Below are 22,874 nucleotides of genomic sequence, written 5' to 3' on the forward strand. Positions count from 1 at the left end.
GGCCGCAGGACGGCCCCATCCAATTACTCTGCAACAGCCTTCAGCTTCGGCGCCTTGTCTTCCGCATCACCGCCGACAGGCGGCGGCAGCTCGCGCACGCCGAGTGCCGTACGTACCTTATTCTCGATTTCGCGCGCCAATGCTGGGCGGTCTCTCAAGAACTGACGGGCATTGTCCTTGCCCTGGCCGATACGTTCGCCGTTATAGCTGTACCAGGAACCGGACTTCTCCACGATCTTGTTGTCGGCGCCAAGATCGAGGATTTCGCCTTCGCGGGACGTGCCTTCTCCATAAAGAATGTCGAAGTGCGCTTCGCGGAACGGCGGCGCGATCTTGTTCTTGACGACCTTGACCTTGGTTTCGTTACCGATCACTTCGTCGCCCGACTTGATCGAACCGGTACGGCGGATGTCCAGGCGCACGGAGGCGTAGAACTTCAGCGCATTACCGCCGGTCGTGGTTTCCGGGCTGCCGAACATCACACCGATCTTCATGCGGATCTGGTTAATGAAGATGACCAGCGTGTTGGTGCGGTTGATCGAGGCGGTCAGCTTGCGCAGTGCCTGCGACATCAGACGTGCCTGCAAACCCGGCAGCGAATCGCCCATGTCGCCTTCGATCTCGGCGCGTGGCGTCAGTGCCGCCACCGAGTCGATGACCACCAGGTCGACCGAACCCGAACGCACCAGTGCGTCGGTGATTTCGAGCGCCTGCTCGCCGGTGTCCGGCTGCGAGATCAGCAGCTCCGACAGATTGATACCCAGCTTTTGTGCGTAACCCACGTCGAGCGCGTGTTCGGCGTCGATAAAGGCGCAGGTGCCGCCGATTTTTTGCATTTGCGCGATGGTCTGCAGCGTCAGCGTGGTTTTACCCGACGATTCCGGACCGTAGATTTCCACGATACGGCCACGCGGCAAGCCGCCGACGCCGAGTGCGATATCCAGGCCCAGCGAGCCGGTGGAGACGGTCTGCACCTCCTCGACGGGGGTGTTCGCGTCCATGCGCATGACCGAACCCTTGCCAAACTGCTTTTCAATTTGCGCGAGGGCGGCAGCCAGTGCTTTGCTTTTTTCAGCAGCGTTGTGTACTACTTTCTTGTCGTCCATAATTTTCTCTCAGTCTTGGAGGTACCAAGGTGTGGGCACCCTCACGCTTTACAAGGGTAACACTGTATAGAAATACAGTGGTTCTGGCAAGCGTGATTTTGCCCATCTGTTAAAGGAACGCTCGCATTGTTGCGCCAAATCAAACACAATGAGGACAGCCGGGAGGTCTAATTGATAACAGGGTGATCTTATGCGAATTTTGCTTGCTGAAGATGATAGCGTACTCGCGGATGGACTGACGCGCTCACTGCGCCAGTCGGGTTACGCGATCGACGACGTGCGCAATGGAGAGGATGCCGACACGGCCCTGTCCACCCAGGAATTCGACCTCCTGATCCTGGACCTCGGCCTGCCGAAGATGTCGGGCCTGGAAGTGCTGCGCCGCCTGCGTGCCCGCGCTTCGCTGCTGCCGGTGCTCATCCTCACCGCGGCCGATTCCGTCGAGCAGCGTGTCGAGGGCCTCGACCTGGGCGCCGACGACTACATGGCCAAGCCGTTCGCCCTGTCGGAACTCGAGGCGCGGGTGCGCGCCCTCACCCGGCGCGGCGCCGGCGGCGGCCCGACCGTGATCCGCCACGGCCCGCTGGTCTACGACCAGGTCGGACGCAGCGCCTATATCAACGAACAGATGCTCGACCTGTCGGCGCGCGAACTCGGGCTGCTGGAAATCCTGCTGGCCCGTACCGGACGCCTGGTCTCGAAAGAACAGCTGGTCGACCACCTGTGCGAATGGGGCGAGGAAGTGTCGAACAACGCGATCGAGGTCTATGTGCACCGGCTGCGCAAGAAGATCGAGGTCGGCGGGGTGCGCATCGCCACCGTGCGCGGCCTGGGCTATTGCCTGGAAAAATACTCCGACGCCGCGCGCGCCGGCACCGGGCAGTCCGCCGAGCAGAAGTGACCGAGCGCGCGAAGGAGCAAGAGCGGCTGAAAGACAGCACCCTGGCCGGGTTTGAGGCCGGGCTGCCCGAGCCGCTGTACGTGCCGCCGAATCCCGAGCCCGAAGAAAACATCCAGCATTCGCTGTTCGGCGAGATCCTCGACTGGATGCTCGCGCCCCTGTTGTTGCTGTGGCCGATGAGCATTGCGATCACCTACCTGGTCGCGAAATCGATTGCGAATCAACCGTTCGACCATGCGCTGGAAGACCGCGTCACGGTGCTGGCCCAGCAGGTAAGCGAAGAGAACGGGGCGATCAATACACGCCTGCCCGGGAGCGCGCGCGACATCCTGCGCGCCGACGATATCGACAGCGTGTATTTCCAGGTGCTGGACGCCGCCGGGCGCCATGTCGACGGCGACAGCGAACTGCCGCGTCCGCACGACGACGAGGCCGACAAGGATGGCGCGGTCCACTTCCGCAACGCCGCCCTGAACGGCAATCCGCTGCGCGTGGCCTATTTGTACATCAACCTCGACCCGCTGGCGCCACCCGGCAGCACCTCGCCCGCCTTCCCGCGCAAGGCCCTGGTGCAGGTGGCGGAAACGCTCGACAAGCGGGCACTGCTCGCCAACGAGATCATCAAAGGCGTGATCCTGCCCCAGTTTATCATCCTGCCGATCATCCTGGCCCTGGTCTGGTTCGCCCTCTCGCGCGGCCTGTCGCCGCTGGCCGAACTCCAGGAACGGATTCGCGCGCGCTCCTCGGACGACCTGTCTCCCATCGATTCGCGCCAGGTACCCGAGGAAATCTCGCCCCTCGTCGGTTCGCTCAACGACATGCTGGGCAGGCTCTCCCAGACCATCGACATGCAAAAGCGTTTCATTGCCGACGCCGCGCACCAGATGAAAACGCCGCTGGCCGGCATGCGCATGCAGTCCGAGCTGGCCCTGCGCCAGCTCGATCCCGACGAGATTCACCGTTCGCTTGAACAATTGGCGAAGAGTTCGGAATCGGCGACGCGCCTGGTGAACCAGCTACTTGCCCTGGCGCGCGCGGAAAACCAGCCGCATGCCGGCCTGGCGTTTGAAGAAATCGACCTGGCGCTCATGGCGCGCGGCGTGGTGCAGGACTGGGTGCAGGCCTCGTTCGCCCACCAGATCGACCTTGGGTACGAGGCCCAGGACGAAGGCGTGACGATTGCCGGCAATGCCCTGATGCTGCGCGAACTGCTGTCGAACCTGATCGACAATGCGCTGCGCTACACCCCGGCCGGGGGCAGCGTCACGGTGCGGGTGCGGCGCGACGGCGCGTATGCGCTGCTCGAAGTCGAGGACACCGGTCCCGGCATCGCCCCGCACGAGCGCGCCCACGTGTTCGAACGCTTCTACCGCATCCTCGGTTCGAACACGCCCGGCAGCGGCCTGGGCCTCGCGATCGTGCGCGAGATCGCCGGGCAACACGGCGCCGAAGTCGACATTTTCAACAATCCGCGCAGCGATTCGGCCAAATTCCCCGGCAGCCTGTTCCGGCTGACCTTCCCGCCACCTGTCAACGACGACCTTGATGCCACCTGAGTCCGCTCCACCTCCCGCGCCCCCGCTCGACCCCGAGCTGCAGCGCCAGCGTCTCCTGATCGCCGCGCGCGCCACGCACTGGCGACGGACGCGCCGGCTCACCTTCGTGTTGCTGGCGCTGTGGCTGGCCACCGGCTTTGGCACCGTATTTTTCGCACGCGAATTGGCGAAGATCACCGTCTTCGGCTGGCCGCTGTCGTTCTACATGGCGGCGCAAGGCGCGGCATTGATCTGCCTGGCCATCATCGGGGTCTATGCCTGGCGCATGCGCCAATTTGACCGCATGTACGCGCGCACGATGGGCGGCGGCGGGGTTGCCGGATGAGCGGCCAGAAGCGCTATTTCCGGCGCCTGTCCGGCTACTACGCCTGGTTCTGCATCTGCTTCGCCGGCTTCCTGCTGGCCCTGACGATCCTGGAAAACGAAGGCATGCCGCGCCTGTGGATCGGCCACCTGTTCATGTTCGCCACCATCGTCCTGTATGCCACCATCGGCGTCGTCAGCCGTACCTCGAACGTGACCGAATACTACGTTGCCGGACGCCGCGTGCCGGCCCTGTTCAACGGCATGGCCACCGCCGCCGACTGGATTTCGGCGGCCAGCTTCATCAGCCTGGCAGGCGGCCTGTACCTGTCCGGCTTCGATGCCCTCGCCTATATCATGGGCTGGACCGGCGGCTATTGCCTGGTCGCCCTGCTGATCGCGCCCTACCTGCGCAAGTTTGCCCAGTACACAATTCCCGATTTTCTGGCCGTACGCTACGGCGGCGGCGCGGGTGGGCGCGGTGGGCCGGTGCGCGCATTAGCGGTCGGAGCCACGATCATCGTCTCGTTCGTCTACGTGGTGGCGCAGATCTATGCCGTCGGCCTGATCGCTTCCCGCTTTACCGGCGTCGATTTCTCGGTGGGCATTTTCCTGGGACTGGCCAGCATCCTGGTCTGCTCGTTCCTGGGCGGCATGCGCGGCATCACCTGGACGCAAGTTGCGCAGTACATCATCATCCTGGTCGCCTTCCTGATCCCGACCATGTGGCTGTCGGTCAAGCACGCCGACAATCCCCTTCCCCAGGTGGCCTACGGCTCGGTGCTGCCGAAGCTGGCCCAGCGCGAAGCGCAACTGGCGCAAGACCCGCGCGAGCGCGAGGTGCGGGCCACCTTCCAGCTGCAGGCCGATGCCTATGGCGAGCGTCTCGCCCGCCTGCCTGTGTCATGGGAACAGGGCAAGCTCGACGCGCAGCGGGGCCTCGACACGGCGCGCCTGCGCAACCTGTCGCTGGCCGATGTGCGCAGCGCCGAGCGCGCGCTGGCGGCCTATCCGAAGACCGCGGACGATGCCGAGAGCCTGTGGCGCGAACAGCGCGCGCGCCTGCTGGCACGGGCCCAGCCGCCGCAGCCGCATGCGACACCCTTCCCGGGCGCGACCGAGGCGGAGTCGAATGCACGCCGGAATAATTTCCTGGCACTGGTGTTCTGTTTGATGTTCGGCACCGCCGCCCTGCCCCACATCCTGATGCGTTCCTACACCACGCCCTCGGTGCACGAAACCCGCGTCTCGGTGTTCTGGACCCTGTTCTTCATCCTGCTGATTTACCTGAGCATTCCGGCGCTCGCCGTGCTGGCGAAATACGATATTTATACGAGCCTGGTCGGCAGCGACTTTTCATCCCTGCCGACCTGGATTTCGTACTGGGCCAACATCGACAAGGTGAATCCCCTGATTCAAGTCGTCGACATCAATGGCGACGGCCTGGTGCAGCTGGCGGAAATCGCGATCGACGGCGACGTGCTGGTGCTGGCCACGCCCGAGATCGGCGGCCTGCCCTACGTGATTTCGGGACTGGTGGCGGCCGGCGGCCTGGCGGCAGCCCTGTCTACCGCGGACGGCCTGCTGCTGGCGATCTCGAACGCCCTCTCGCACGATGTGTATTACAAGATCGTCGATCCGGGCGCCTCGACCCAGAAGCGCGTGACGATCTCGAAACTGCTGCTGCTGGCCGTGGCCTTCATTGCGGCGTATGCCGCCTCGCAAAAGCCGGCCGACATCCTGTCCCTCGTCGGCGCCGCCTTCTCCCTGGCGGCATCGACCCTGTTCCCGCCGCTGGTGCTGGGCGTGTTCTGGAAACGGGCGAATCACGTCGGGGCGATCGCCGGCATGACGGTGGGCTTCCTGGTCTGCCTGTATTACATGATCCGCGCGCACCCGATGCTGGGCGGGCAGATGGACGCCGCCTGGTTCGCCATCGCGCCGATGTCGGCCGGTATCTTCGGGGTCCCGGCCGGCATCATCGCGGTCGTCGTCGCCAGCCTGCTGACGGCCCCGCCGGCACGCGGCAGCAATGGCCTGGTCGACTATATCCGGGCGCCGGAGTAGCAGATAAGCGACGTTATCCGGCCCGCATGGCCGCGCCCGGATGCCGATGCTATCCTGAAGGCCCACGCGTGAAGGAGGTTCTATGTCGTCCGGCAAAATCCTCGTTGCACAAGGAGGCGGCCCGACCGCCGTCATCAACCAGTCGATGGTCGGCGTGACGCTCGAAGCGCGGCGCTTCCGGAACGTTACGCGCATCTACGGCGCCCTGCATGGCGTACGCGGCATCGTCAACGAAGACTTCCTCGACCTGACCCAGGAAACCAGCCACAACCTCGAGCTGGTAGCCGCCACGCCTTCCTCGGCCCTGGGCTCGACCCGCGACAAACCGGACATGGCCTATTGCCACCGCATCTTCGACGTGCTGCGCGCGCACGAGATCGAACATTTCTTCTACATCGGCGGCAACGACTCGGCCGACACGGTGCGCATCGTCAGCCAGGAAGCGCGCGCGGCCGGCTATCCGCTGCGTTGCATCCACATCCCGAAAACCATCGACAACGACCTGGTCGGCAACGACCACACACCGGGTTTTCCATCGGCGGCGCGCTTTGTCGCCCAGGCCTTCGCCGGCGCCAATCTGGATAACGCGGCTTTGCCCGGCGTGTATGTGGGCGTGGTGATGGGCCGGCATGCGGGCTTTCTCACCGCTGCCTCGGCCTTGGGTAAAAAATTTCCCGATGATGGCCCGCACCTGATTTATTTGCCCGAGCGCGTCTTCGAGCTGGAGCGTTTTCTCGCCGACGTCAAGGCGACCTACGCGCGCTACGGACGCTGCGTGATCGCCGTCTCCGAGGGCGTGCACGACGCCGCGGGCGAGCCGATCGTGACCTTGCTGGCGAAGGAAATCGAGAAGGATGCGCACGGCAATGTGCAGCTGTCCGGCACCGGCGCGCTTGCCGACCTGCTGTGCGAGGAGATCAAGGCACGGCTCGGCATCAAGCGCGTGCGCGGCGATACCTTCGGCTACCTGCAGCGCTCCTTCATCGGTTGCGTGTCGGATGTCGACCAGCGCGAGGCGCGCGAAGTCGGGGAAAAGGCGGTACAGTTCGCCATGTGGGGAGACAGTGACGGCTCGGTCGTGATCCGGCGCACAGGCTTTTATTCGGTCGACTACGAACTGCTGCCGCTTGACCAGGTCGCCGGCAAGACGCGCACCATGGAAGACGAATTCATCAGCGAGAGCGGCACCGACGTGACCGACGCCTTCCGCCTCTACCTGCGCCCGCTGCTCGGATCACGCATGCCGGATGCCTTCCGCCTGCGCGGGGCGCGGGTGGCGAAGGTGCTGCATCCGGACAAAGCCTGACGCGGTCACTTACTGCGTGTACAACATCGCGACGGGCGCGATCGACAAGGTGGGCGAATCGCACCCGCGTATCGATCCGTCATGCATGGGCCAGCAGGATCCGGTGCGCTACCAGGCGCGCGACGGCATGGAGATTCCAGCACTGCTGACGCTGCCGGAGGGCGGCGCGAAGAATGCGCCGCTGGTGGTGCTGGTGCACGGCGGCCCTTACGTGCGCGGCAAGGCATGGGGCTGGAATGGGCAAACCCAGTTCCTGGCATGCCGGACTTGGTCGGCGACCAGCTCAAGGACGCGGCCCAGCTGAAAGCCACCTCCCCGATCCAGCAGGCGCCACGCATCAAGGCGCCGCTGCTGCTGGCCTACGGCGGCAGCGACCGCCGCGTGCCTACCTACTACGGCCGCAAGTTCCTCGACGCAGTCAAGCCGCACAACGGGCAGGTCGAATGGATCGAGTATGCGGACGAGGGCCACGGCTGGAGCCTGCCGCAAAACCGGGTCGATTTCTGGGCAAGGTCGAGAAATTCCTGGATAAACATATCGGCAGCGGCGCGACGAACTGAGCGGGAGTCCAGTCCCACTGGTTGCCTTGTGTCGGACAATATGTTGTGACAATTCAATAGATTTGAGGGCGCCGGGTTTGCTATGCTCGACAGGCGACGCAGCGTGGCTGCATCCCTGTTCCTATCGAGAGAGAGTCCATGTTCCGACACAATGCTGCCCGCCGGGGCGCCGCGCTGCTGTTGCTGTGCGCCGCCACTTCGCTGCATGCCGCGCCTGATGCGGCCGCGCTGCCCATTGAGCGCTTCTTCATCAATCCCGTCATCGCCAACGCCGAGCTCTCGCCCACCGGGCGTTATCTTGCCGCCATTTCCGGTGCCGCCGGCCGCCGCGACTACCTGGTCGTCATCGATTTGCAGGGCAAGACGGCCAAGCTGGTCGCCGGCTACGAAGACGCCGACATTCTCGAATTCGACTGGGTCAACGACGAACGCCTGGTCTTCAACGTCACCGACAAGCAAGTTGCACAGGGTGGCCGCTTCATGGCCGCCGGCTTGTATGCGGTCAACCGCGATGGCGGCAACCTGCGTCAGCTTGCCGAGCGCCGCGGCACCGCCTTGATAACCGAAGCCGACAGCCGGATCAGCCGCAAGATCCAGCCCTGGCATACCTTCATGCTCCGCCAGCATGGCGACCAGAAGTCCGGATCCATCCATGTCAGCAGCTACCAGTTCGACGATAGCTCCGGCAAACTCGACACTGTCAATTTGCTGCGACTTAACACCCTCAGCGGTGCGGTCCAGACCGTGCCCCGGCCGGGGCGGGTCGATGACTGGATGCTGGACCAGAACGGCGAACCGCGCCTGGCCAGCTTCAGCGACAAAGGTGTGACCACGCTGCATTACCGCGACCCGGCTACGTCCGCGTGGCGGGTACTGACCAGTTTCCCAACCTACAAGGGCGGCGCCGGCGAATACCTGCCGCTCGGTTTTGGCCAGGACGGCACCTTGTACGCTACGGCCGACAATGGCAAGGACACCAGTGCGCTCTACACCGTCAACCTCGCCACCGGCGCGCTCAATCCGGAGCCCGTGGTCTCGACGCCGGGCTACGACTTCAACGGCGCCCTGGTGCGCAGCGGCGAGCGGATCCTGGGCGTACGCCTGCGCACCGATGGCGAAGGCATCGCCTGGTTCGACCCCGCCATGCAGGCGGCCCAGAAGAAGCTCGATGCCGCCCTGCCGGGCATGCTCAACCTGATGTCCTTTCCATCGCAAGCCATGTCTGACTGGGCCCTCGTGCTGTCCTACTCCGATGTCAAGCCGCGCACTTACCACCTGTTCAACCTGAAGACCGGCGAGATCGACAAAGTCGGCGACGCCTTTCCGAATATTGATCCGGCGCGCATGGGCCGCCAGGACCTGGTGCGCTACAAGGCACGCGACGGCATGGAAATCCCGGCGCTGCTGACGCTGCCTGCGAATGGCGCGAAAAACGCGCCCCTGGTGGTATTGGTGCATGGCGGCCCGTATGTGCGAGGCACGCAGTGGGGCTGGAATCCGGCTACCCAGTTCCTGGCGTCGCGTGGCTACGCCGTGCTCGAGCCCGAGTATCGGGGCAGCACAGGTTACGGCAACAAGCATTTCCGCGCCGGCTGGAAGCAGTGGGGACTGGCGATGCAGGACGACATCGCCGACGGCGCGCGCTGGGCCGTTGCCCAGGGCTACGCCGACCCGAAGCGCATCTGCATCGCCGGCGCGAGCTACGGGGGCTATGCCACCCTGATGGGACTGGCCAAGGATCCGGACCTGTACAAATGCGGCGTCAGCTGGGCCGGCGTGACCGACATCAACGTTCTCTATACCGACAGCTGGAATTTCACCTCGGACCTGTCGGACCAGTGGAAGCAATATGGCATGCCGGAACTGATCGGCGACCAGGTCAAGGACGCGGCCCAGCTGAAGGCCACGTCTCCAATTCAGCAGGTGGCGCAGATCAAGGCGCCGCTGCTGCTGGCCTACGGCGGCGCCGACCGCCGCGTACCGATGGCGCACGGCCTTAGTTTCCGCGAGGCGATCAAGCCACACAACAAACAGGTCGAATGGATCGCATACCAGGAAGAAGGCCACGGATGGGGCTTGCCGAAGAACCGGGTCGATTTTTGGAGCCGGGTCGAGAGATTCCTTGACAAGCATATCGGCAACGGCGCGCAGGCGAAGACGCAGTAATCGCTCATGGCAATAAAAAAGGCGCCTGCGGGCTAATGCAGTTCAGTTAAGCGTAACGCGACGCATTGAAACTAGTGTCGAGCCATGTCGCGCAGCGCGAGTTTCTCGATCTGTAGGGTGGACTCTTGAGTCCACGCTATCATACCTCTGCATACCGCAGCGCTTGGGGACAACGCTATGTCTATGCGTGTGCATATGCGCGTCGGGCTGCGTGGTTCATTTCGATATGCTGAACTAGTACCGCGTGGACTCAAGAGTCCGCCCTACGAATATCGAACTGTGCGCTGCACGGCCCAGTGCAGAGAGACAGCCGCCGCAGTCTTAACTGAACGGCATTAGCGCCTGCGGGCGCCTTTTTATTGCCATGACGCGCTGCCCTTACAGCACCACGGTCTGCGCCTGTCCCTCTTCGCGGGCGCGGATCTCGCCGATGCGGTAGACGGTCTCGCCGGCCGCCTGCAGCTGGGCCATGGCCGTATCCGCGTCCTCTTTCGAGACGATCACGGTCATGCCGATGCCGCAGTTAAAGACGCGGTGCATTTCGGCGTCAGCCACGCCGCCGTGCTGCTGCAGCCACTGGAACAGCGGCGGCATCGTCCAGGATTTACCGTCGAGCACGGCCGTCAGGTGATCCTGCAGCACGCGCGGGATGTTTTCGACCAGGCCGCCGCCGGTGATGTGCACCAGGCCCTTGACTTCCATCGATGCCATCAAGGCCAGCAGCGGCTTGACATAGATGCGGGTCGGCGCCATCAGCACGTCCGACAGCTTGCGGCCATGAAAATCGGCTTCCAGGTCGGGCTTCGCCACGTCGATGATCTTGCGCACCAGCGAGTAGCCGTTCGAGTGGATGCCCGACGAGGCCAGGCCCAGCACCACGTCGCCAGGTGCGATCTTGCTGCCGTCGATGATCTGCGATTTTTCCACCGCGCCCACCGCAAAGCCGGCCAGGTCGTATTCGCCATCCGGGTACATGCCCGGCATTTCGGCGGTCTCGCCGCCGAGCAGGGCACAGCCGGACTGTTCGCAACCCTGGGCGATGCCCTTGACCACGGCGGTGGCGGTCGGCACATCGAGCTTGCCGCAGGCAAAGTAATCGAGGAAGAACAGCGGTTCGGCGCCCTGCACCAGGATGTCGTTGACGCTCATCGCGACCAGGTCGATGCCGACCGTGTCGTGGCGGTTCAGCTCAAAGGCGAGTTTCAGTTTGGTGCCGACGCCGTCGGTACCGGACACCAGCACCGGCTCCTTGAACTTCTTGCTGATCTCGAACAGCCCGCCGAAACCACCGATCCCGCCGAGCACGCCTTCCCGCATGGTGCGCTTGGCAAACGGTTTGATTGCTTCGACCAGGGCGTCGCCGGCGTCGATGTCGACACCCGCGTCGCGGTAGGAGAGAGAAACATTAGATGGTTGGCTCATGGTATTTGGCAGCGGAGGCGGTAAAATAGAAGGCGTGCACTGGATCAAGCGTGATTCAATCGCTGATTCCAGTCAATTCGCTATTCTAACAAAACGGCCCGGCCCGAACCCGCTAAACCGAGATAACAATAAAAACATGCCCTCATTCCCGCCATCCGGAGCACATCTTGCCGGCGACCGCGCCGGCGCTTCCGGCGGCACTGGCGCAAGCGCATCTATAATGCAGGATGCGTACCATACTTCCAGGATGACACGATCGCCATGAAACAGCTGGTGCTCGACTTAGGCGCCGATCCGGCGCACAGCCTCGATACCTTCCAGGTCGGGGAAAACGCCGAACTGGCGCACCTGATGCATCAGTTCGCGCAGCGCGCATCGCGCGAGCATTTTGCCTACCTGTGGGGCGATACGGGCGCCGGCAAGACCCACCTGCTGCAAGCGCTGGCCGCAACGCCCCGTTCGCGCTACATCGCCGCCGACGCCCCAGGCGCCGACTTCGTCTTTTCCCCGGATATCACGCTGTATCTGCTCGACGACTGCGACCGCCTTGCACCAGGCGCCCAGATCGACGCCTTCGCCCTGTTCAACCAGATCCGCGAGCACGGCGCCTACATGGTGTCCACGGGTCCGGTGCCGCCAGCCGTGCTGCCGGTGCGCGAAGACCTGCGCACGCGCATGGGATGGGGGCTGATTTACCTGATCCACGGCCTGTCGGACGACCAGAAGATCGCTGCCCTCACCCAGGCTGCCGAAGCGCGCGGCCTGACCCTGTCGGCCAGCGTGTTACCCTACTTGCTGTCCCATTTCAAGCGCGACATGCGCTCGCTGGCGACGATGCTCGACGCACTCGACCAGTACTCGCTTGAAACCCAGCGTCCGGTCACGCTGCCGCTGCTGCGCGACCTGCTGCTGGCACAACCGCCGGCCGATGCCGCGCAGTCGGAATCCAAAGAATGAACAAGCTCGCCCTGTTTGACCTCGACCACACCTTATTACCGATCGACTCGGATTACGAGTGGGGCCAGTTTTTGGTGCGCATCGGCGCGGTCGACGCGCTTGAATATGCGCGCCGCAACGACGGATTTTTCGCCCAGTACCAGGCCGGAACGCTGGACCCGGTCGAGTACCTCGAATTTGCCCTCGGCACGCTGGCGCGTTTCCCGCGCCGCGAACTCGAAGCGATGCACGCGCACTACATGGCGGAAGTCATTCAACCGGCCGTGCGTCCGGCGGCGCTGGCACTGGTGCAGCGCCACCTCGACGCCGGCGACTTGGTGGCGATCATCACCGCCACCAACCATTACGTCACCGCGCCGATCGCGAAGCTGTTCGGCGTCGAACACCATATCGCGGCCATGCCGGAAACCGATGCCGACGGCAAGCTGACCGGCCGGCTGGCCGGCACCCCGACTTCGGGTCCGGGCAAGGTCGTGCACATGCACGCCTGGCTCGACTCCCTCGGTCGGCCGTTCGACAGTTTCGAGAGCAGCCATTTCTACAGCGATTCGCACAACGACATTCCGCTGCTCTCCAGCGTGTCTCACCCGGTCGCGACCAACCCGAGCGCCGCGCTCGCCACTCACGCAAACGCCCAAGGCTGGCCTTTACTCCATCTCTTCAATGATTAAAAAATTCATTCGTAAAATCCTTGGCGTGAAAGACGAGCGCGATCCTACCCAGCCGAGCATCCTCGGCGCGGAGGCACACGGCATCGACCTGAAACTCGTGTCGCCGAACGCGATCCGCCTCACGCAAACCCTGCAGGAAGCCGGTTTCAAAGCCTTTGTGGTTGGTGGCGCCGTGCGCGACCTGCTGCTGGGCGTAAAACCGAAAGACTTCGACATCGCCACCGATGCGACTCCGGAACAAGTCAAGAAATTGTTCCGTAGGGCTTTCATCATCGGGCGCCGCTTCCAGATCGTGCACGTGATGTTCGGCCAGGAGCTGCTGGAAGTGACGACCTTCCGCGGCAACGGCAGCAACAACGCACCGAAAGACGAACACGGCCGCGTCCTGCGCGACAATAACTTCGGTCCGCAGCACGAAGACGCCGCGCGCCGCGATTTCACCATCAACGCGATGTACTACGATCCGGCCAACCAGATCGTGCTCGACTACCACGGCGGCATCGCCGACATCCGCGAAAAAATCCTGCGCATCATCGGCGTGCCGGAAGCGCGCTACCGCGAAGACCCGGTGCGCATGCTGCGTGTGGTGCGCTTCGCCGCCAAGCTCGGCTTTACCATCGAGCCGACCACGCGCGCGCCGATTCCCGTGATGGCGCCGCTGATCGACAACGTGCCGGCCGCGCGCGTGTTCGACGAGATGCTGAAATTGCTGCTGTCGGGCCACGCACTGGCTTGTCTGAAAGAGCTGCGTTCGGCCGGCCTGCACCATGGCTTGCTGCCTCTGCTCGACGTCGTGCTGGAGCAGCCGATCGGCATGAAGTTCGTGACGCTGGCGCTCGAATCCACGGATTCGCGTGTCAAAGCCGGCAAGGGTGTGTCGCCGGGCTTCCTGTTCGCCTCCTTGCTGTGGCATCAGGTGCTGGAAAAGTGGAATGCCTACCGCGCCGCCGGCGAAGCGCCGATCCCGGCCCTGCACCTGGCCGCCGACGCGGTGCTCGACACCCAGACCGACAACCTGGCCCTGCAGCGCCGCATCGCCACCGACATGCGCGACATCTGGGCCATGCAGCCGCGTTTCGAGCGCCGCAACGGCAAGGCGCCCCACAAATTGCTGGAAAACCCACGCTTCCGCGCCGGCTACGATTTCCTGCTGCTGCGCTGCGAGTCGGGCGAGCTGGACATGGAATTGGGCGAATGGTGGACTGCCTTCTATGAAGCCGAAGCGGGCGAACGTGAACGCCTGATCACAGAGGCCAACCGTCCGGCGCCGGTTGCCGGCGAAAAGAAGAAGCGTGCACCGCGCCGCGCGCCGCGCAGCCGCACTGCCGACGCTACCAACGCGCCGGCCGGCGCAGGCGCAGGCGCGGGGGTAGCCGAAGAGTGATCGCGCTCGTGGGCATCGGCGCCAATCTGGGCGATGCAGGCGCCAACGTGGCCGATGCCCTTGCGCGCCTGGAGACGCAGCCCGGCTGCCGCCTGGTCGCCTCTTCCAGCCTGTGGCGCACTGCGCCGATCGATTCCTCTGGCGATGACTACATCAATGCGGTCGCCCTGGTCGATACCACACTCGAGGCGCATGCCTTGTTGGCAAGCCTGCAGGCGATCGAGACGGCCCACGGCCGCGAACGGCCCTACCGCAATGCCCCGCGCACGCTCGACCTCGACCTGTTGTTGTACGGCGACCAGGTCATCGATACCCCGGGCTTGAGCGTGCCGCACCCGCGCATGCACGAGCGCGCCTTCGTGCTGGCGCCGCTGCTCGAACTTGCGCCGGACATCGCGATCCCGGGGCGCGGCCGCGCCGCCGATTTTCTGGCAGGCGTGGCCGACCAGGCCATCGTCCGCCTCGGCTAAGTAGTTGAGATGCGCGCCCATTTGTCCGGAACGCCATGGAATTTATTTTTCCGAGCTAAAAAGTGGTAAGTTCGGCACGATTTCCGCCACCGCATTACACTGTTTCGTCGAATTATTTGTTTTCAAAAGGATCACCATGAGCGCTTATTTGCAGGGCAAGGAAATGACGGGCAGCGAAGCAGCTGCGCCGGTGAAACCTGTGGCCAAGGCGGTGACGATTCCAGCGCTGCAGGCGATGCGTGCGGCCGGCACCAAGATCGCCATGCTGACCTGCTACGACGCCAGCTTCGCGTCCCTGATGGACCGCTGCGGCGTCGACATCCTGCTCGTCGGCGACTCGCTCGGCATGGTCTGCGCCGGCCACTCGTCGACCTTGCCGGTCACGCTGGCCGACATGGCCTATCACACGGCCTCGGTTGCACGCGGCAACAAGAACGCGCTGCTGGTGGCCGACGTACCGTTCGGCAGTTACGCCACCAAGGAAATCGCCTTCGAGAGCGCCGCCGCGCTGATGCGCGCCGGCGCCCAGATGGTCAAGATCGAAGGCGGCGCCTGGCTGGCCGAGACCGTGTCCTTCCTCTCCGAGCGCGGCATTCCCGTCTGCGCCCACATCGGCCTGACCCCGCAATTCGTGCACCAGCTGGGCGGCTTCAAGGTGCAGGGCAAGACCAACGAAGGTGCCGAGCGCCTGAAGAACGATGCGCTGGCCCTGCAGGCAGCGGGCGCGGCGATCGTGCTGTTAGAGGCGGTGCCTGCGGCGCTGGGCAAGGAAACGACCGAATTGCTGCAAGTGCCGACGATCGGCATCGGCGCCGGTCCCGACTGCTCGGGCCAGGTGCTGGTCATGCATGACATGCTGGGCGTTTTCCCAGGCCACAAGGCGCGCTTCGTGAAGAACTTCATGGAAGGCCAAACGAGCGTCGAAGCGGCTGTGCGTGCCTACGTTGGCGGCGTCAAGGATGGCAGCTTCCCGGCACAGGAACACTGTTTTTAAAAAATGGACAGCGCTGCGAACTCTCGGCTGTTCCTGGCGCTGTGGCCGGATCCCGCGATCCGCCACCTACTGCGCGAGCGGCGCGACGCCTGGGACTGGCCACGCGGCGCCAGCCCGGTCCACACCAACAAGCTGCACCTGACGCTGCATTTTCTCGGCGCGGTGCCGAGCGAACGGGTGCCGGCACTGCGGCGTGGCTTCGCCGTGCCGTTCACGCCATTTACCTTGTCGATCAGGGCGCCAAAACTCTGGCCGCACGGGATCGCCGTGCTCGAGCCCCATACCGAACCGCCCGAACTGCTGGAACTCCACGCGAACCTGTCCTCTGCCCTGGGGGCGCTCGGCGTGCAGCCCGAAGCGCGCAGCTACAAACCGCACGTGACGCTGGCGCGGCGCGCCAGCAATGCGGTCGTACCGTCCGAGGCCGAACCGCTGATCTGGAAGATCGGCGGCTATGCGCTGGTGGAGTCGACGCCTGGTGATGGCGGGGGCTATACGGTATTGCAGCAATACTGATCGCAGAGTTGCGTTACGAACACAATTTATGCGATGGACTGGTGGGCTTCAAACAAACCGTTTCATTCACGCCGCACCGGATGTCTGCTGCAATTCCGACCTGACCGTTGGTGGCAACCTCAACAATTTCTGGGTCGGCGCTGCACAAGCCGGCGGCACGGTTACGGTCGGGGGTGCTTCGAACACCTTCGTCTTCAAACCGAGCGCGACGCCTGCCACCGCGACCGTCACCGGTTCGGCCAACACCTTTTATTTCCCCGAAGGCTAGAAGATCACGCTGACCGGCCCCGGCGCGGCGATGAGCACCGTCAAGTACTACAAGCCATAACCGGCTGACTTCACCCACCGACGCGGGTATCGCCGACGCGATCCCGCTTTTTTCGCTTTTCCTCTTTCACCCCACCTGGATCCAGGTCGTCTTCAACTCGGTGTACTTATCGAACGCGTGCAGCGACTTGTCGCGGCCGTTGCCCGACTGTTTATAACCGCCGAAGGGCACCGTGATGTCGTCGTTGTCGTACGTGTTCACGTGCACCGTACCCGCCCGCAATGCGCGCGACGTGCGAATCGCCTTATTCATATCCGCCGTCCACATCCCTGCCGCCAGGCCATAGGGCGTGGCGTTGGCCTGGCGTACCGCCTCGTCCAGCTCGGTGAACGACAGCACCGACAGCACCGGCCCGAAGATTTCCTCGCGCGCGATGCGCATCGACGCGTCGACGCCGTCGAACAGCGTCGGCTCGATGTACAGCCCGCCACTGTCCACCCGGGCCGCGCGCCCGCCGGCCAGCAGACGTGCCCCCTCTGCCTGGCCGGCTTCGATATAGCCGAGCACGGTCTTCATCTGGATCGGGTCGACGATCGCGCCCATCACCGTCGCTTCATCGAGCGGGTCGCCCGGGGCGAAGTCCGGGATCATTGTTAAAGCCTTGTCCAGGAAGGCATCCTTGATCGACGCTTCGACGAACAGGCGCGAAGGTGCGTTGCAGCTTTCTCCCTGGTTGAAATAGATCGAGCCGATGGCGGCGGATACGGCCGCATCAAGATCCGGGCAATCGGCGCAGACAATATTCGCCGACTTGCCGCCCAGCTCCGTCCAGGCGCGTTTCAGGTTCGACTGACCCGCCATTTGCAGAATCTGCTTGCCGGTGCGCGTGGAACCGGTAAACGCGATGCAGTCGACATCCATGTGCAGCCCCAGCGCACGCCCTGCCTCCTCGCCAAAGCCGGGCACGACATTGAAGACGCCCGCCGGCACGCCGGCCTCGAGCGCCAGTTCGGCCAGGCGCAGTGCGGAGAGAGGCGACTTTTCCGACGGTTTCAGGACCAGGCTGTTGCCGGCGGCCAGCGCCGGGCCGATCTTCCATGATGCCATCAGCATCGGGTAATTCCAGGGGACGATGGCCGCCACCACGCCGACCGGCTCGCGCGTGATCAGGGCCAGGCTCTGCTCCCCGGTGGGCGCGACCTGGTCGTAAATCTTGTCGATCGCTTCGCCATACCAGCGGATGCAGTTCTGCGCCGCCGGTACGTCGACGCTGCGGCTGTAGCGGATCGGTTTGCCCATGTCGAGGGTTTCCAGCAGCGCCAGCTCGTCGCGGTTGGCCAGCATCAGGTCGGCGAAGCGGATCAGGATCTTCTTGCGTTCGGCCGGCGCCTTGCCGGCCCAGCGCCGGTCCTCGAAGGCCGCGCGGGCGCTAGCCACGGCAGCGTCAACGTCGAGGCCGTCGCAGCGCGCAACCTCTGCCAGCTTGCGGCCGTCGACCGGGGACAGGCAATCGAAACGCGCTCCCGAGCGGGCCTCAATCCGCGCGCCATGGATGAAAGCGCGTCCGTCGATCGCCAGTTGGGCGGCACGTTCGTGCCATGGTGTTGTTGACATGCCAGTGTTCCTTCCAAAGTGAGTAAAACACGCGGAAAAACGGCGGCGACGTGAGCCGGCGCCGGAGTTCTGCCGCTATAATCGCCCATTTTTCCGCCCGATAATATTTAGAGGGCCTGACAAAAATTTCAGGGCAAGGCGCATCGTCGAAGACAGTACGCTGGTACGGAGAGACGATGCAACGTTGCCATGGAAGTTTTGTCAGGCCCTCGTAGCCCCGGAGCAGTCACCACCATGAACTACACCTTGATTACCTGTGTCGCGATCTATTTGCTGGGCACGCTGGCGCTGGGGGTTTGGGCGGGTACGCGCATCAAGAATACCAGTGACTTCGCCGTTGCCGGACGCAGCCTGCCCTTGATCATGGTGATTACCACCACCTTCGCCACCTGGTTCGGCGCCGAGACCGTGATGGGCGTGCCCGCCAAGTTCGTACAGGGCGGCCTGAACGCCGTGATCGAAGACCCGTTCGGCGCCGGCACCTGCCTGATCCTGGTCGGCCTGTTCTTCGCGACCAAGTTATACAAGCTCAATCTGCTGACCATTGGCGACTATTACCGCGAGCGCTACGGCAAGGGCATCGAGATTTTCTGCTCGGTGGCCATCATCCTCAGTTACCTCGGCTGGGTTGCGGCCCAGATCACGGCGCTCGGTCTCGTGTTCTCGGTGCTGACGAACGGCGCGATGGCGCCCGCCGTGGGCATGGTGATCGGCACGCTCGCCGTGCTGATCTATGTGGTGGTCGGCGGTTTTCTCGCCGTGGCGCTCACCGACTTCATCCAGATGATCGTGCTGGTGGTCGGCATGTCGATCATCGCCTTGTTCGCCGCCGACCTGGCCGGCGGCGCCGGCCGGGTGCTCGACATGGCCACGCACGCCGACCTGTGGCGCATCTGGCCGGAACCGACCTTCACCGATATCGCGTTCTTCATCGGCGCGGCGATTACGATGATGTTCGGCAGCATCCCGCAGCAGGACGTGTTCCAGCGCGTGATGTCGGCCAAGGATGCGCCGACCGCGCGCACCGGCGCCGTGATCGGCGGCGCCAGCTACATCATCTTCGGCTTCGTGCCGATGTTCATCGTCGCCGCCGCGGTCGTCGTGATGGGCGACAATGCGCTCGACATCGCCAAGAACGACTACCAGCGCCTGCTGCCGACCTTCGTGATGACCAAGATGCCGCTCATCATGCAGATCCTGTTCTTCGGCGCCCTGCTCTCGGCCATCAAGAGCACCTCGTCGGCCACGCTGCTGGCGCCATCGACCAGTTTTACGGAAAACATCCTGAAGAACCTGCGCCCGGGCATGAACGACAAGCAGCAACTGTTCGCGATGCGCGTCACCATCGTCGTCTTCGCCGCCCTGGTGCTGGCGTATGCGATCGCGATGGAAGGCACCTCGATCTATGAACTGGTGTCGTCGGCCTACCAGGTGACGCTGGTGGCCGCGTTCGTGCCGCTGGTGATGGGCCTGTACTGGAAGCGCGCGACGACCCAGGGCGCGATCCTGTCGATCGGCGCGGGCTTGTTCGTGTGGATCCTGTTCTTCCCGCAGATCTCTTCGCTGGGAGAGGCGTTCCCGGGCCAGCTGGCGGGGCTGATCGCGGCGTTTGCGGGCATGTTCATTGGCTCGCTGGCGCCGCAGGTGCTGAAAAACCGGACGGAGAAGTCGAAGACGATTGGGGTGGGTGCTTGACGGATTAGATCCAGCCGCGGGCCTTCACATCGGCCAGCGTCAAATCCAGGCAAGTCCGGATCCGCGCCGCCATCTCGTCGATCTCCGCTTTCGTCATCACCAGCGGCGGCGCCACGATCATGCGGTCGCCGACGGCGCGCATGATGACGCCGTTGTCGAACATGTGACCGCGGCACAGCATCCCGACCTGCAACGCGGGGTCGAACGGCACGCAGGCGTGCACGGTCGGCCCCTTCTCGCGCACCAGGTTCAGTCCCGCCACCATGCCGCAACTCTCGGCGTGTCCCACCAGCGGATGCGTCGCCAGCTCGTTGAACGCCGCCTTCAAATGCGGCCCGGTCTCGAGCGCCACTTTTTCGACCAGGCGCTCGCCCTTCAGGATGCGCAGGTTTTCCAGCGCCGCGGCGCAGGCGACGGGGTGGCCCGAATAGGTAAACCCGTGATTGAAATCGCCGCCTTGTTCGACCAGCGCGTGCGCCACGCGTTTGCCGACCAGTACGCCGCCGAGCGGTATATAGCCGGACGTGACGCCCTTGGCAAAACTGATCAGGTCGGGACGCATCCCCATCAGTTCCGAGCCGAACCAGGTGCCGAGCCGCCCGAACCCGCAGATGACTTCGTCCGCCACGAGCAAAATGCCGTACTTGTCGCAGATGCGCTGCACCTCCGGCCAGTAGGTCGGCGGCGGGATGATGACGCCGCCGGCGCCCTGCACCGGTTCGCCGATGAAGGCGGCCACTTTGTCAGCGCCGAGCGCGAGGATCTCGTCCTCCAGCCAGCCTGCCGCCACCAGCCCGAACGCGTTTTCGTCGAGTCCTGCGCCGTGCTGCGCATAGCTGGGCTGGTCGATGTGGCGGATGCCCGGGATCGGCAGGCCGCCCTGGGCATGCATGCCCTCCATGCCGCCCAGGGACGCTCCTGCCACCGTACTGCCGTGGTAGGCGTTCTTGCGGCTGATGATGACCTGGCGCTCGGGTTGGCCGAGGATGTCCCAGTAACGCCGCACCATGCGCACGATCGTGTCGTTCGCTTCCGAACCGGAGCCGGTGAAGAACACGTGGCTGAACTGCGGCGGCGCGAGCGCCACCAGTTCGGCCGCGAGCTGCACGGCCGGAACGTTGGTGGTGTTGAAGAAGCTGTTATAGAAGGGCAGCGTTTCCATCTGCCGGTACACCGCCTGCGAGATCGAGGTGCGCCCGTAGCCCACGTTCACGCACCACAGCCCCGACATGCCGTCGATCAGCTGGCGGCCTTCGGAATCCCACAAGTGAACGCCCTGCCCGCGCACGATCACGCGCACGCCCTTCTCGCGCAGCGCGGCATGGTCGGTGAAGGGGTGCAGGAAATGCGCCGCGTCGAGTTCCTGGATGGCGCGGGTGTCGAACGTTTCCACGTCCGGTACACCCGCGCAGATCATGCTGGCGGCAAGGACCGCCGTATCGTCGGTTGCCATGATGGCACCTCGTTTTTTGGTTTAAAAAAGCTTGGTCAAACGTGCAACAGCAGGTGCTCGCGCTCCCATGGGCTGATGACGGTCATGAACTCCTGGTGCTCGAGTTCCTTGATCGCAGAATACACATCAATAAAGCGGTCGCCCAGCACTTCACGCAGTCGTGCCTCGTTGCGCAACAGATTGAGCGCTTCCGGCAAGCCTTGCGGCAGTTCGACCGGCATCTTGTAGGCGCTGCCCTCGACGATCGGGGTTGGTGCCAACGCGTCGACCATGCCCAGATAACCGCAGGCCAGGGTCACGGCCAGCGCCAGGTAGGGATTGGCATCGGCGCCAATGATGCGGTTCTCGATGCGGCGGTCCTGGGCGCCCGATACCGGCACGCGGAAGCCCACGGTGCGGTTGTCGATGCCCCATTGCAGGTTGATCGGTGCGGCCGTGTGGCGCACGATGCGGCGGTACGAGTTGACGTAAGGCGCGATGATCGCCATGGCCGACGGCATGTAGCGCTGCAGGCCGCCGATGTACTGGTGGAACAGCGGCGATGCGTTGCCGTCCCCGTCGCTGAAGATATTCCGTCCGGTCGTGGCGTCGACCACGCTCTGGTGCACGTGCATCGCCGAACCCGGTTCGCCCGCCATCGGCTTGGCCATGAAGGTGGCGTACATGTCGTGTTTCAGCGCAGCCTCGCGCAGGGTGCGCTTGAAATAGAACACCTTGTCGGCCAGGCCGAGCGGATCGCCGTGCTGGAAGTTGATTTCCATCTGGCCGGCACCGATCTCGTGGATCAGGGTGTCGACGTCGAGGTTCATCAGGTCGCAGTAATCGTAGATGTCCTCGAACAGTGGATCGAATTCGTTGACGGCATCGATGCTGTAGACCTGGCGGCTGGTTTCGGCGCGCCCGCTGCGGCCGATCGGTGCGGCCAGCGGCAGGTCGGGGTCGATGTTCTTGGCCGTCAGATAAAACTCGAGTTCGGGCGCGACCAGCGGCTTCCAGCCTTTGTCCTCGTACAATTTGAGGACCCGGCGCAGCACCGTGCGCGGTGCGAAATCGACCAGTTCTCCGTTGGCGAAATAGCAGTCGTGAATCACCTGCGCGGTCTGGTCGACCGCCCACGGCACCATGGTGATGGTCGTCGGGTCGGCCTTCAGGATCATGTCGCGGTCGGTGGCGGAAATGGCGCGGTCGTAGGCCTCGTCATCCGTCGGCGAGTTGCCCGTGACGGTCATGCCGAGCACGGCTTCCGGCAGGCGCATGCCGCGCTCTTCGGTGAATTTGGTCCGCGGCAGGATCTTGCCGCGGGCAACGCCGGTCAGGTCGGGGACCAGGCATTCGATTTCGGTGACGCGCTTGGCATTGAGCCACTCGTCCATGTCGGTATAGGAAAAATTCTCGCGGATTGCCATCATTGCCTCTTGATCAGTTCGGGGTCGCAGGGGCGCAACGCGGCACCTGCACGTAGGTA

21 protein-coding genes are annotated in these 22,874 nt (G+C 64.0%); 16 read left to right on the forward strand and 5 right to left on the reverse strand.

The features are described from left to right. Positions 1 to 23: 23 nt before the first annotated feature. Positions 24 to 1,106, reverse strand: a complete 1,083-nt coding sequence (gene recA / locus ACHAC9_RS05620; RefSeq protein ID WP_435757967.1) for a recombinase RecA — start codon at positions 1,104 to 1,106, stop codon at positions 24 to 26. Positions 1,107 to 1,296: 190 nt separating this feature from the next. Between recA and ACHAC9_RS05625 the strand changes: the two genes are divergently transcribed. From ACHAC9_RS05625 to ACHAC9_RS05660, 8 genes are all read left to right on the forward strand, one after another. Continuing rightward, positions 1,297 to 2,007 (forward strand): response regulator transcription factor, encoded by a 711-nt coding sequence (locus ACHAC9_RS05625; RefSeq protein WP_435757968.1) that lies wholly within the window; start codon positions 1,297 to 1,299, stop codon positions 2,005 to 2,007. After that, positions 2,004 to 3,563 (forward strand): sensor histidine kinase N-terminal domain-containing protein, encoded by a 1,560-nt coding sequence (locus ACHAC9_RS05630; protein WP_435757970.1) that lies wholly within the window; start codon positions 2,004 to 2,006, stop codon positions 3,561 to 3,563. The genes ACHAC9_RS05625 and ACHAC9_RS05630 overlap by 4 nt, the downstream gene beginning before the upstream one ends. Then, positions 3,553 to 3,888, forward strand: coding sequence for a DUF4212 domain-containing protein (locus tag ACHAC9_RS05635; RefSeq protein ID WP_435757972.1), 336 nt, complete (start codon positions 3,553 to 3,555; stop codon positions 3,886 to 3,888). The genes ACHAC9_RS05630 and ACHAC9_RS05635 overlap by 11 nt, the downstream gene beginning before the upstream one ends. Beyond that, complete coding sequence (locus ACHAC9_RS05640; protein WP_435757974.1) at positions 3,885 to 5,933, forward strand: sodium:solute symporter family protein; 2,049 nt, start codon at positions 3,885 to 3,887, stop codon at positions 5,931 to 5,933. Before ACHAC9_RS05635 ends, ACHAC9_RS05640 begins: the two co-directional genes overlap by 4 nt. An 82-nt stretch (positions 5,934 to 6,015) precedes the next feature. Next, positions 6,016 to 7,239 carry a 6-phosphofructokinase gene (locus ACHAC9_RS05645; RefSeq protein ID WP_435757976.1) on the forward strand — a complete coding sequence of 408 codons (1,224 nt, stop codon included), beginning with the start codon at positions 6,016 to 6,018 and terminating at the stop codon, positions 7,237 to 7,239. Positions 7,240 to 7,255: 16 nt separating this feature from the next. After that, a complete protein-coding gene (locus tag ACHAC9_RS05650) occupies positions 7,256 to 7,543 on the forward strand; it encodes an alpha/beta hydrolase family protein (RefSeq protein ID WP_435757978.1) in 288 nt (95 codons plus the stop codon). Beyond that, positions 7,498 to 7,848 carry an alpha/beta hydrolase family protein gene (locus tag ACHAC9_RS05655; RefSeq protein WP_435757980.1) on the forward strand — a complete coding sequence of 117 codons (351 nt, stop codon included), beginning with the start codon at positions 7,498 to 7,500 and terminating at the stop codon, positions 7,846 to 7,848. Before ACHAC9_RS05650 ends, ACHAC9_RS05655 begins: the two co-directional genes overlap by 46 nt. Before the next feature lie 89 nt (positions 7,849 to 7,937). Then, on the forward strand, positions 7,938 to 9,965 hold the full coding sequence (locus tag ACHAC9_RS05660) for an alpha/beta fold hydrolase (protein WP_435757982.1): 2,028 nt from the start codon (positions 7,938 to 7,940) through the stop codon (positions 9,963 to 9,965). A 378-nt stretch (positions 9,966 to 10,343) separates the two neighbouring features. Here ACHAC9_RS05660 and purM read toward each other — a convergent pair whose 3' ends face one another. Further along, positions 10,344 to 11,387 (reverse strand): phosphoribosylformylglycinamidine cyclo-ligase, encoded by a 1,044-nt coding sequence (purM, locus tag ACHAC9_RS05665; protein ID WP_435757984.1) that lies wholly within the window; start codon positions 11,385 to 11,387, stop codon positions 10,344 to 10,346. 261 nt (positions 11,388 to 11,648) lie between these two features. On the opposite strand from purM, the gene hda reads away from it, so the two are divergent. From hda to ACHAC9_RS05700, 7 genes are all read left to right on the forward strand, one after another. Then, positions 11,649 to 12,344, forward strand: a complete 696-nt coding sequence (gene hda, locus ACHAC9_RS05670; RefSeq protein WP_435757986.1) for a DnaA regulatory inactivator Hda — start codon at positions 11,649 to 11,651, stop codon at positions 12,342 to 12,344. Next, the gene (locus ACHAC9_RS05675; RefSeq protein WP_435757988.1) at positions 12,341 to 13,015 is read left to right on the forward strand and encodes an HAD family hydrolase; all 675 of its coding nucleotides are present in this window, start codon (positions 12,341 to 12,343) and stop codon (positions 13,013 to 13,015) included. Before hda ends, ACHAC9_RS05675 begins: the two co-directional genes overlap by 4 nt. Beyond that, positions 13,008 to 14,399: a polynucleotide adenylyltransferase PcnB gene (pcnB, locus tag ACHAC9_RS05680; RefSeq protein ID WP_435757990.1), complete on the forward strand. Its 1,392-nt coding sequence runs from the start codon at positions 13,008 to 13,010 to the stop codon at positions 14,397 to 14,399. The genes ACHAC9_RS05675 and pcnB overlap by 8 nt, the downstream gene beginning before the upstream one ends. Further along, the gene (gene folK / locus ACHAC9_RS05685) at positions 14,396 to 14,869 is read left to right on the forward strand and encodes a 2-amino-4-hydroxy-6-hydroxymethyldihydropteridine diphosphokinase (RefSeq protein ID WP_435757992.1); all 474 of its coding nucleotides are present in this window, start codon (positions 14,396 to 14,398) and stop codon (positions 14,867 to 14,869) included. The genes pcnB and folK overlap by 4 nt, the downstream gene beginning before the upstream one ends. A gap of 136 nt (positions 14,870 to 15,005) precedes the next feature. Continuing rightward, a complete protein-coding gene (gene panB / locus ACHAC9_RS05690) occupies positions 15,006 to 15,863 on the forward strand; it encodes a 3-methyl-2-oxobutanoate hydroxymethyltransferase (RefSeq protein WP_435757994.1) in 858 nt (285 codons plus the stop codon). Positions 15,864 to 15,866: 3 nt separating this feature from the next. Further along, complete coding sequence (gene thpR, locus ACHAC9_RS05695) at positions 15,867 to 16,379, forward strand: RNA 2',3'-cyclic phosphodiesterase (protein WP_435757996.1); 513 nt, start codon at positions 15,867 to 15,869, stop codon at positions 16,377 to 16,379. A gap of 28 nt (positions 16,380 to 16,407) precedes the next feature. Then, positions 16,408 to 16,647: a hypothetical protein gene (locus ACHAC9_RS05700; protein WP_435757998.1), complete on the forward strand. Its 240-nt coding sequence runs from the start codon at positions 16,408 to 16,410 to the stop codon at positions 16,645 to 16,647. A 126-nt stretch (positions 16,648 to 16,773) separates the two neighbouring features. On the opposite strand, the gene ACHAC9_RS05705 is transcribed toward ACHAC9_RS05700, so the two are convergent. Next, positions 16,774 to 18,261: an aldehyde dehydrogenase gene (locus ACHAC9_RS05705; protein ID WP_435758000.1), complete on the reverse strand. Its 1,488-nt coding sequence runs from the start codon at positions 18,259 to 18,261 to the stop codon at positions 16,774 to 16,776. 234 nt (positions 18,262 to 18,495) lie between these two features. Here ACHAC9_RS05705 and ACHAC9_RS05710 point away from each other — a divergent pair, with 234 nt between their 5' ends. After that, the gene (locus ACHAC9_RS05710) at positions 18,496 to 19,956 is read left to right on the forward strand and encodes a sodium:solute symporter family protein (RefSeq protein WP_435758002.1); all 1,461 of its coding nucleotides are present in this window, start codon (positions 18,496 to 18,498) and stop codon (positions 19,954 to 19,956) included. A gap of 4 nt (positions 19,957 to 19,960) precedes the next feature. Here ACHAC9_RS05710 and ACHAC9_RS05715 read toward each other — a convergent pair whose 3' ends face one another. Continuing rightward, entirely contained in the window at positions 19,961 to 21,373 is a 1,413-nt protein-coding gene (locus ACHAC9_RS05715) for an aspartate aminotransferase family protein (RefSeq protein ID WP_435758105.1), read from the reverse strand. A 71-nt stretch (positions 21,374 to 21,444) separates the two neighbouring features. Further along, a complete protein-coding gene (locus ACHAC9_RS05720; protein WP_435758107.1) occupies positions 21,445 to 22,815 on the reverse strand; it encodes a glutamine synthetase family protein in 1,371 nt (456 codons plus the stop codon). Between the last annotated feature and the right edge of the window lie 59 nt (positions 22,816 to 22,874).

The organism is Massilia sp. CMS3.1, assembly GCF_051262535.1.
Classification (GTDB): domain Bacteria; phylum Pseudomonadota; class Gammaproteobacteria; order Burkholderiales; family Burkholderiaceae_D; genus Telluria.

What these genes read in the sequence shown, in the direction of transcription:
- panB (WP_435757994.1), top strand. Translation starts at nt 15,006, where the DNA reads ATGAGCGCTTATTTGCAGGGCAAGGAAATGACGGGCAGCGAAGCAGCT.
- ACHAC9_RS05655 (WP_435757980.1), top strand. Translation starts at nt 7,498, where the DNA reads ATGCCGGACTTGGTCGGCGACCAGCTCAAGGACGCGGCCCAGCTGAAA.
- ACHAC9_RS05710 (WP_435758002.1), top strand. Translation starts at nt 18,496, where the DNA reads ATGAACTACACCTTGATTACCTGTGTCGCGATCTATTTGCTGGGCACG.
- ACHAC9_RS05640 (WP_435757974.1), top strand. Translation starts at nt 3,885, where the DNA reads ATGAGCGGCCAGAAGCGCTATTTCCGGCGCCTGTCCGGCTACTACGCC.
- ACHAC9_RS05700 (WP_435757998.1), top strand. Translation starts at nt 16,408, where the DNA reads ATGCGATGGACTGGTGGGCTTCAAACAAACCGTTTCATTCACGCCGCA.
- recA (WP_435757967.1), bottom strand. Translation starts at nt 1,106, where the DNA reads ATGGACGACAAGAAAGTAGTACACAACGCTGCTGAAAAAAGCAAAGCA.
- hda (WP_435757986.1), top strand. Translation starts at nt 11,649, where the DNA reads ATGAAACAGCTGGTGCTCGACTTAGGCGCCGATCCGGCGCACAGCCTC.
- ACHAC9_RS05635 (WP_435757972.1), top strand. Translation starts at nt 3,553, where the DNA reads ATGCCACCTGAGTCCGCTCCACCTCCCGCGCCCCCGCTCGACCCCGAG.
- ACHAC9_RS05625 (WP_435757968.1), top strand. Translation starts at nt 1,297, where the DNA reads ATGCGAATTTTGCTTGCTGAAGATGATAGCGTACTCGCGGATGGACTG.
- ACHAC9_RS05660 (WP_435757982.1), top strand. Translation starts at nt 7,938, where the DNA reads ATGTTCCGACACAATGCTGCCCGCCGGGGCGCCGCGCTGCTGTTGCTG.
- thpR (WP_435757996.1), top strand. Translation starts at nt 15,867, where the DNA reads ATGGACAGCGCTGCGAACTCTCGGCTGTTCCTGGCGCTGTGGCCGGAT.
- pcnB (WP_435757990.1), top strand. Translation starts at nt 13,008, where the DNA reads ATGATTAAAAAATTCATTCGTAAAATCCTTGGCGTGAAAGACGAGCGC.
- ACHAC9_RS05715 (WP_435758105.1), bottom strand. Translation starts at nt 21,373, where the DNA reads ATGATCTGCGCGGGTGTACCGGACGTGGAAACGTTCGACACCCGCGCC.
- ACHAC9_RS05645 (WP_435757976.1), top strand. Translation starts at nt 6,016, where the DNA reads ATGTCGTCCGGCAAAATCCTCGTTGCACAAGGAGGCGGCCCGACCGCC.
- ACHAC9_RS05705 (WP_435758000.1), bottom strand. Translation starts at nt 18,261, where the DNA reads ATGTCAACAACACCATGGCACGAACGTGCCGCCCAACTGGCGATCGAC.
- ACHAC9_RS05675 (WP_435757988.1), top strand. Translation starts at nt 12,341, where the DNA reads ATGAACAAGCTCGCCCTGTTTGACCTCGACCACACCTTATTACCGATC.
- ACHAC9_RS05720 (WP_435758107.1), bottom strand. Translation starts at nt 22,815, where the DNA reads ATGGCAATCCGCGAGAATTTTTCCTATACCGACATGGACGAGTGGCTC.
- purM (WP_435757984.1), bottom strand. Translation starts at nt 11,387, where the DNA reads ATGAGCCAACCATCTAATGTTTCTCTCTCCTACCGCGACGCGGGTGTC.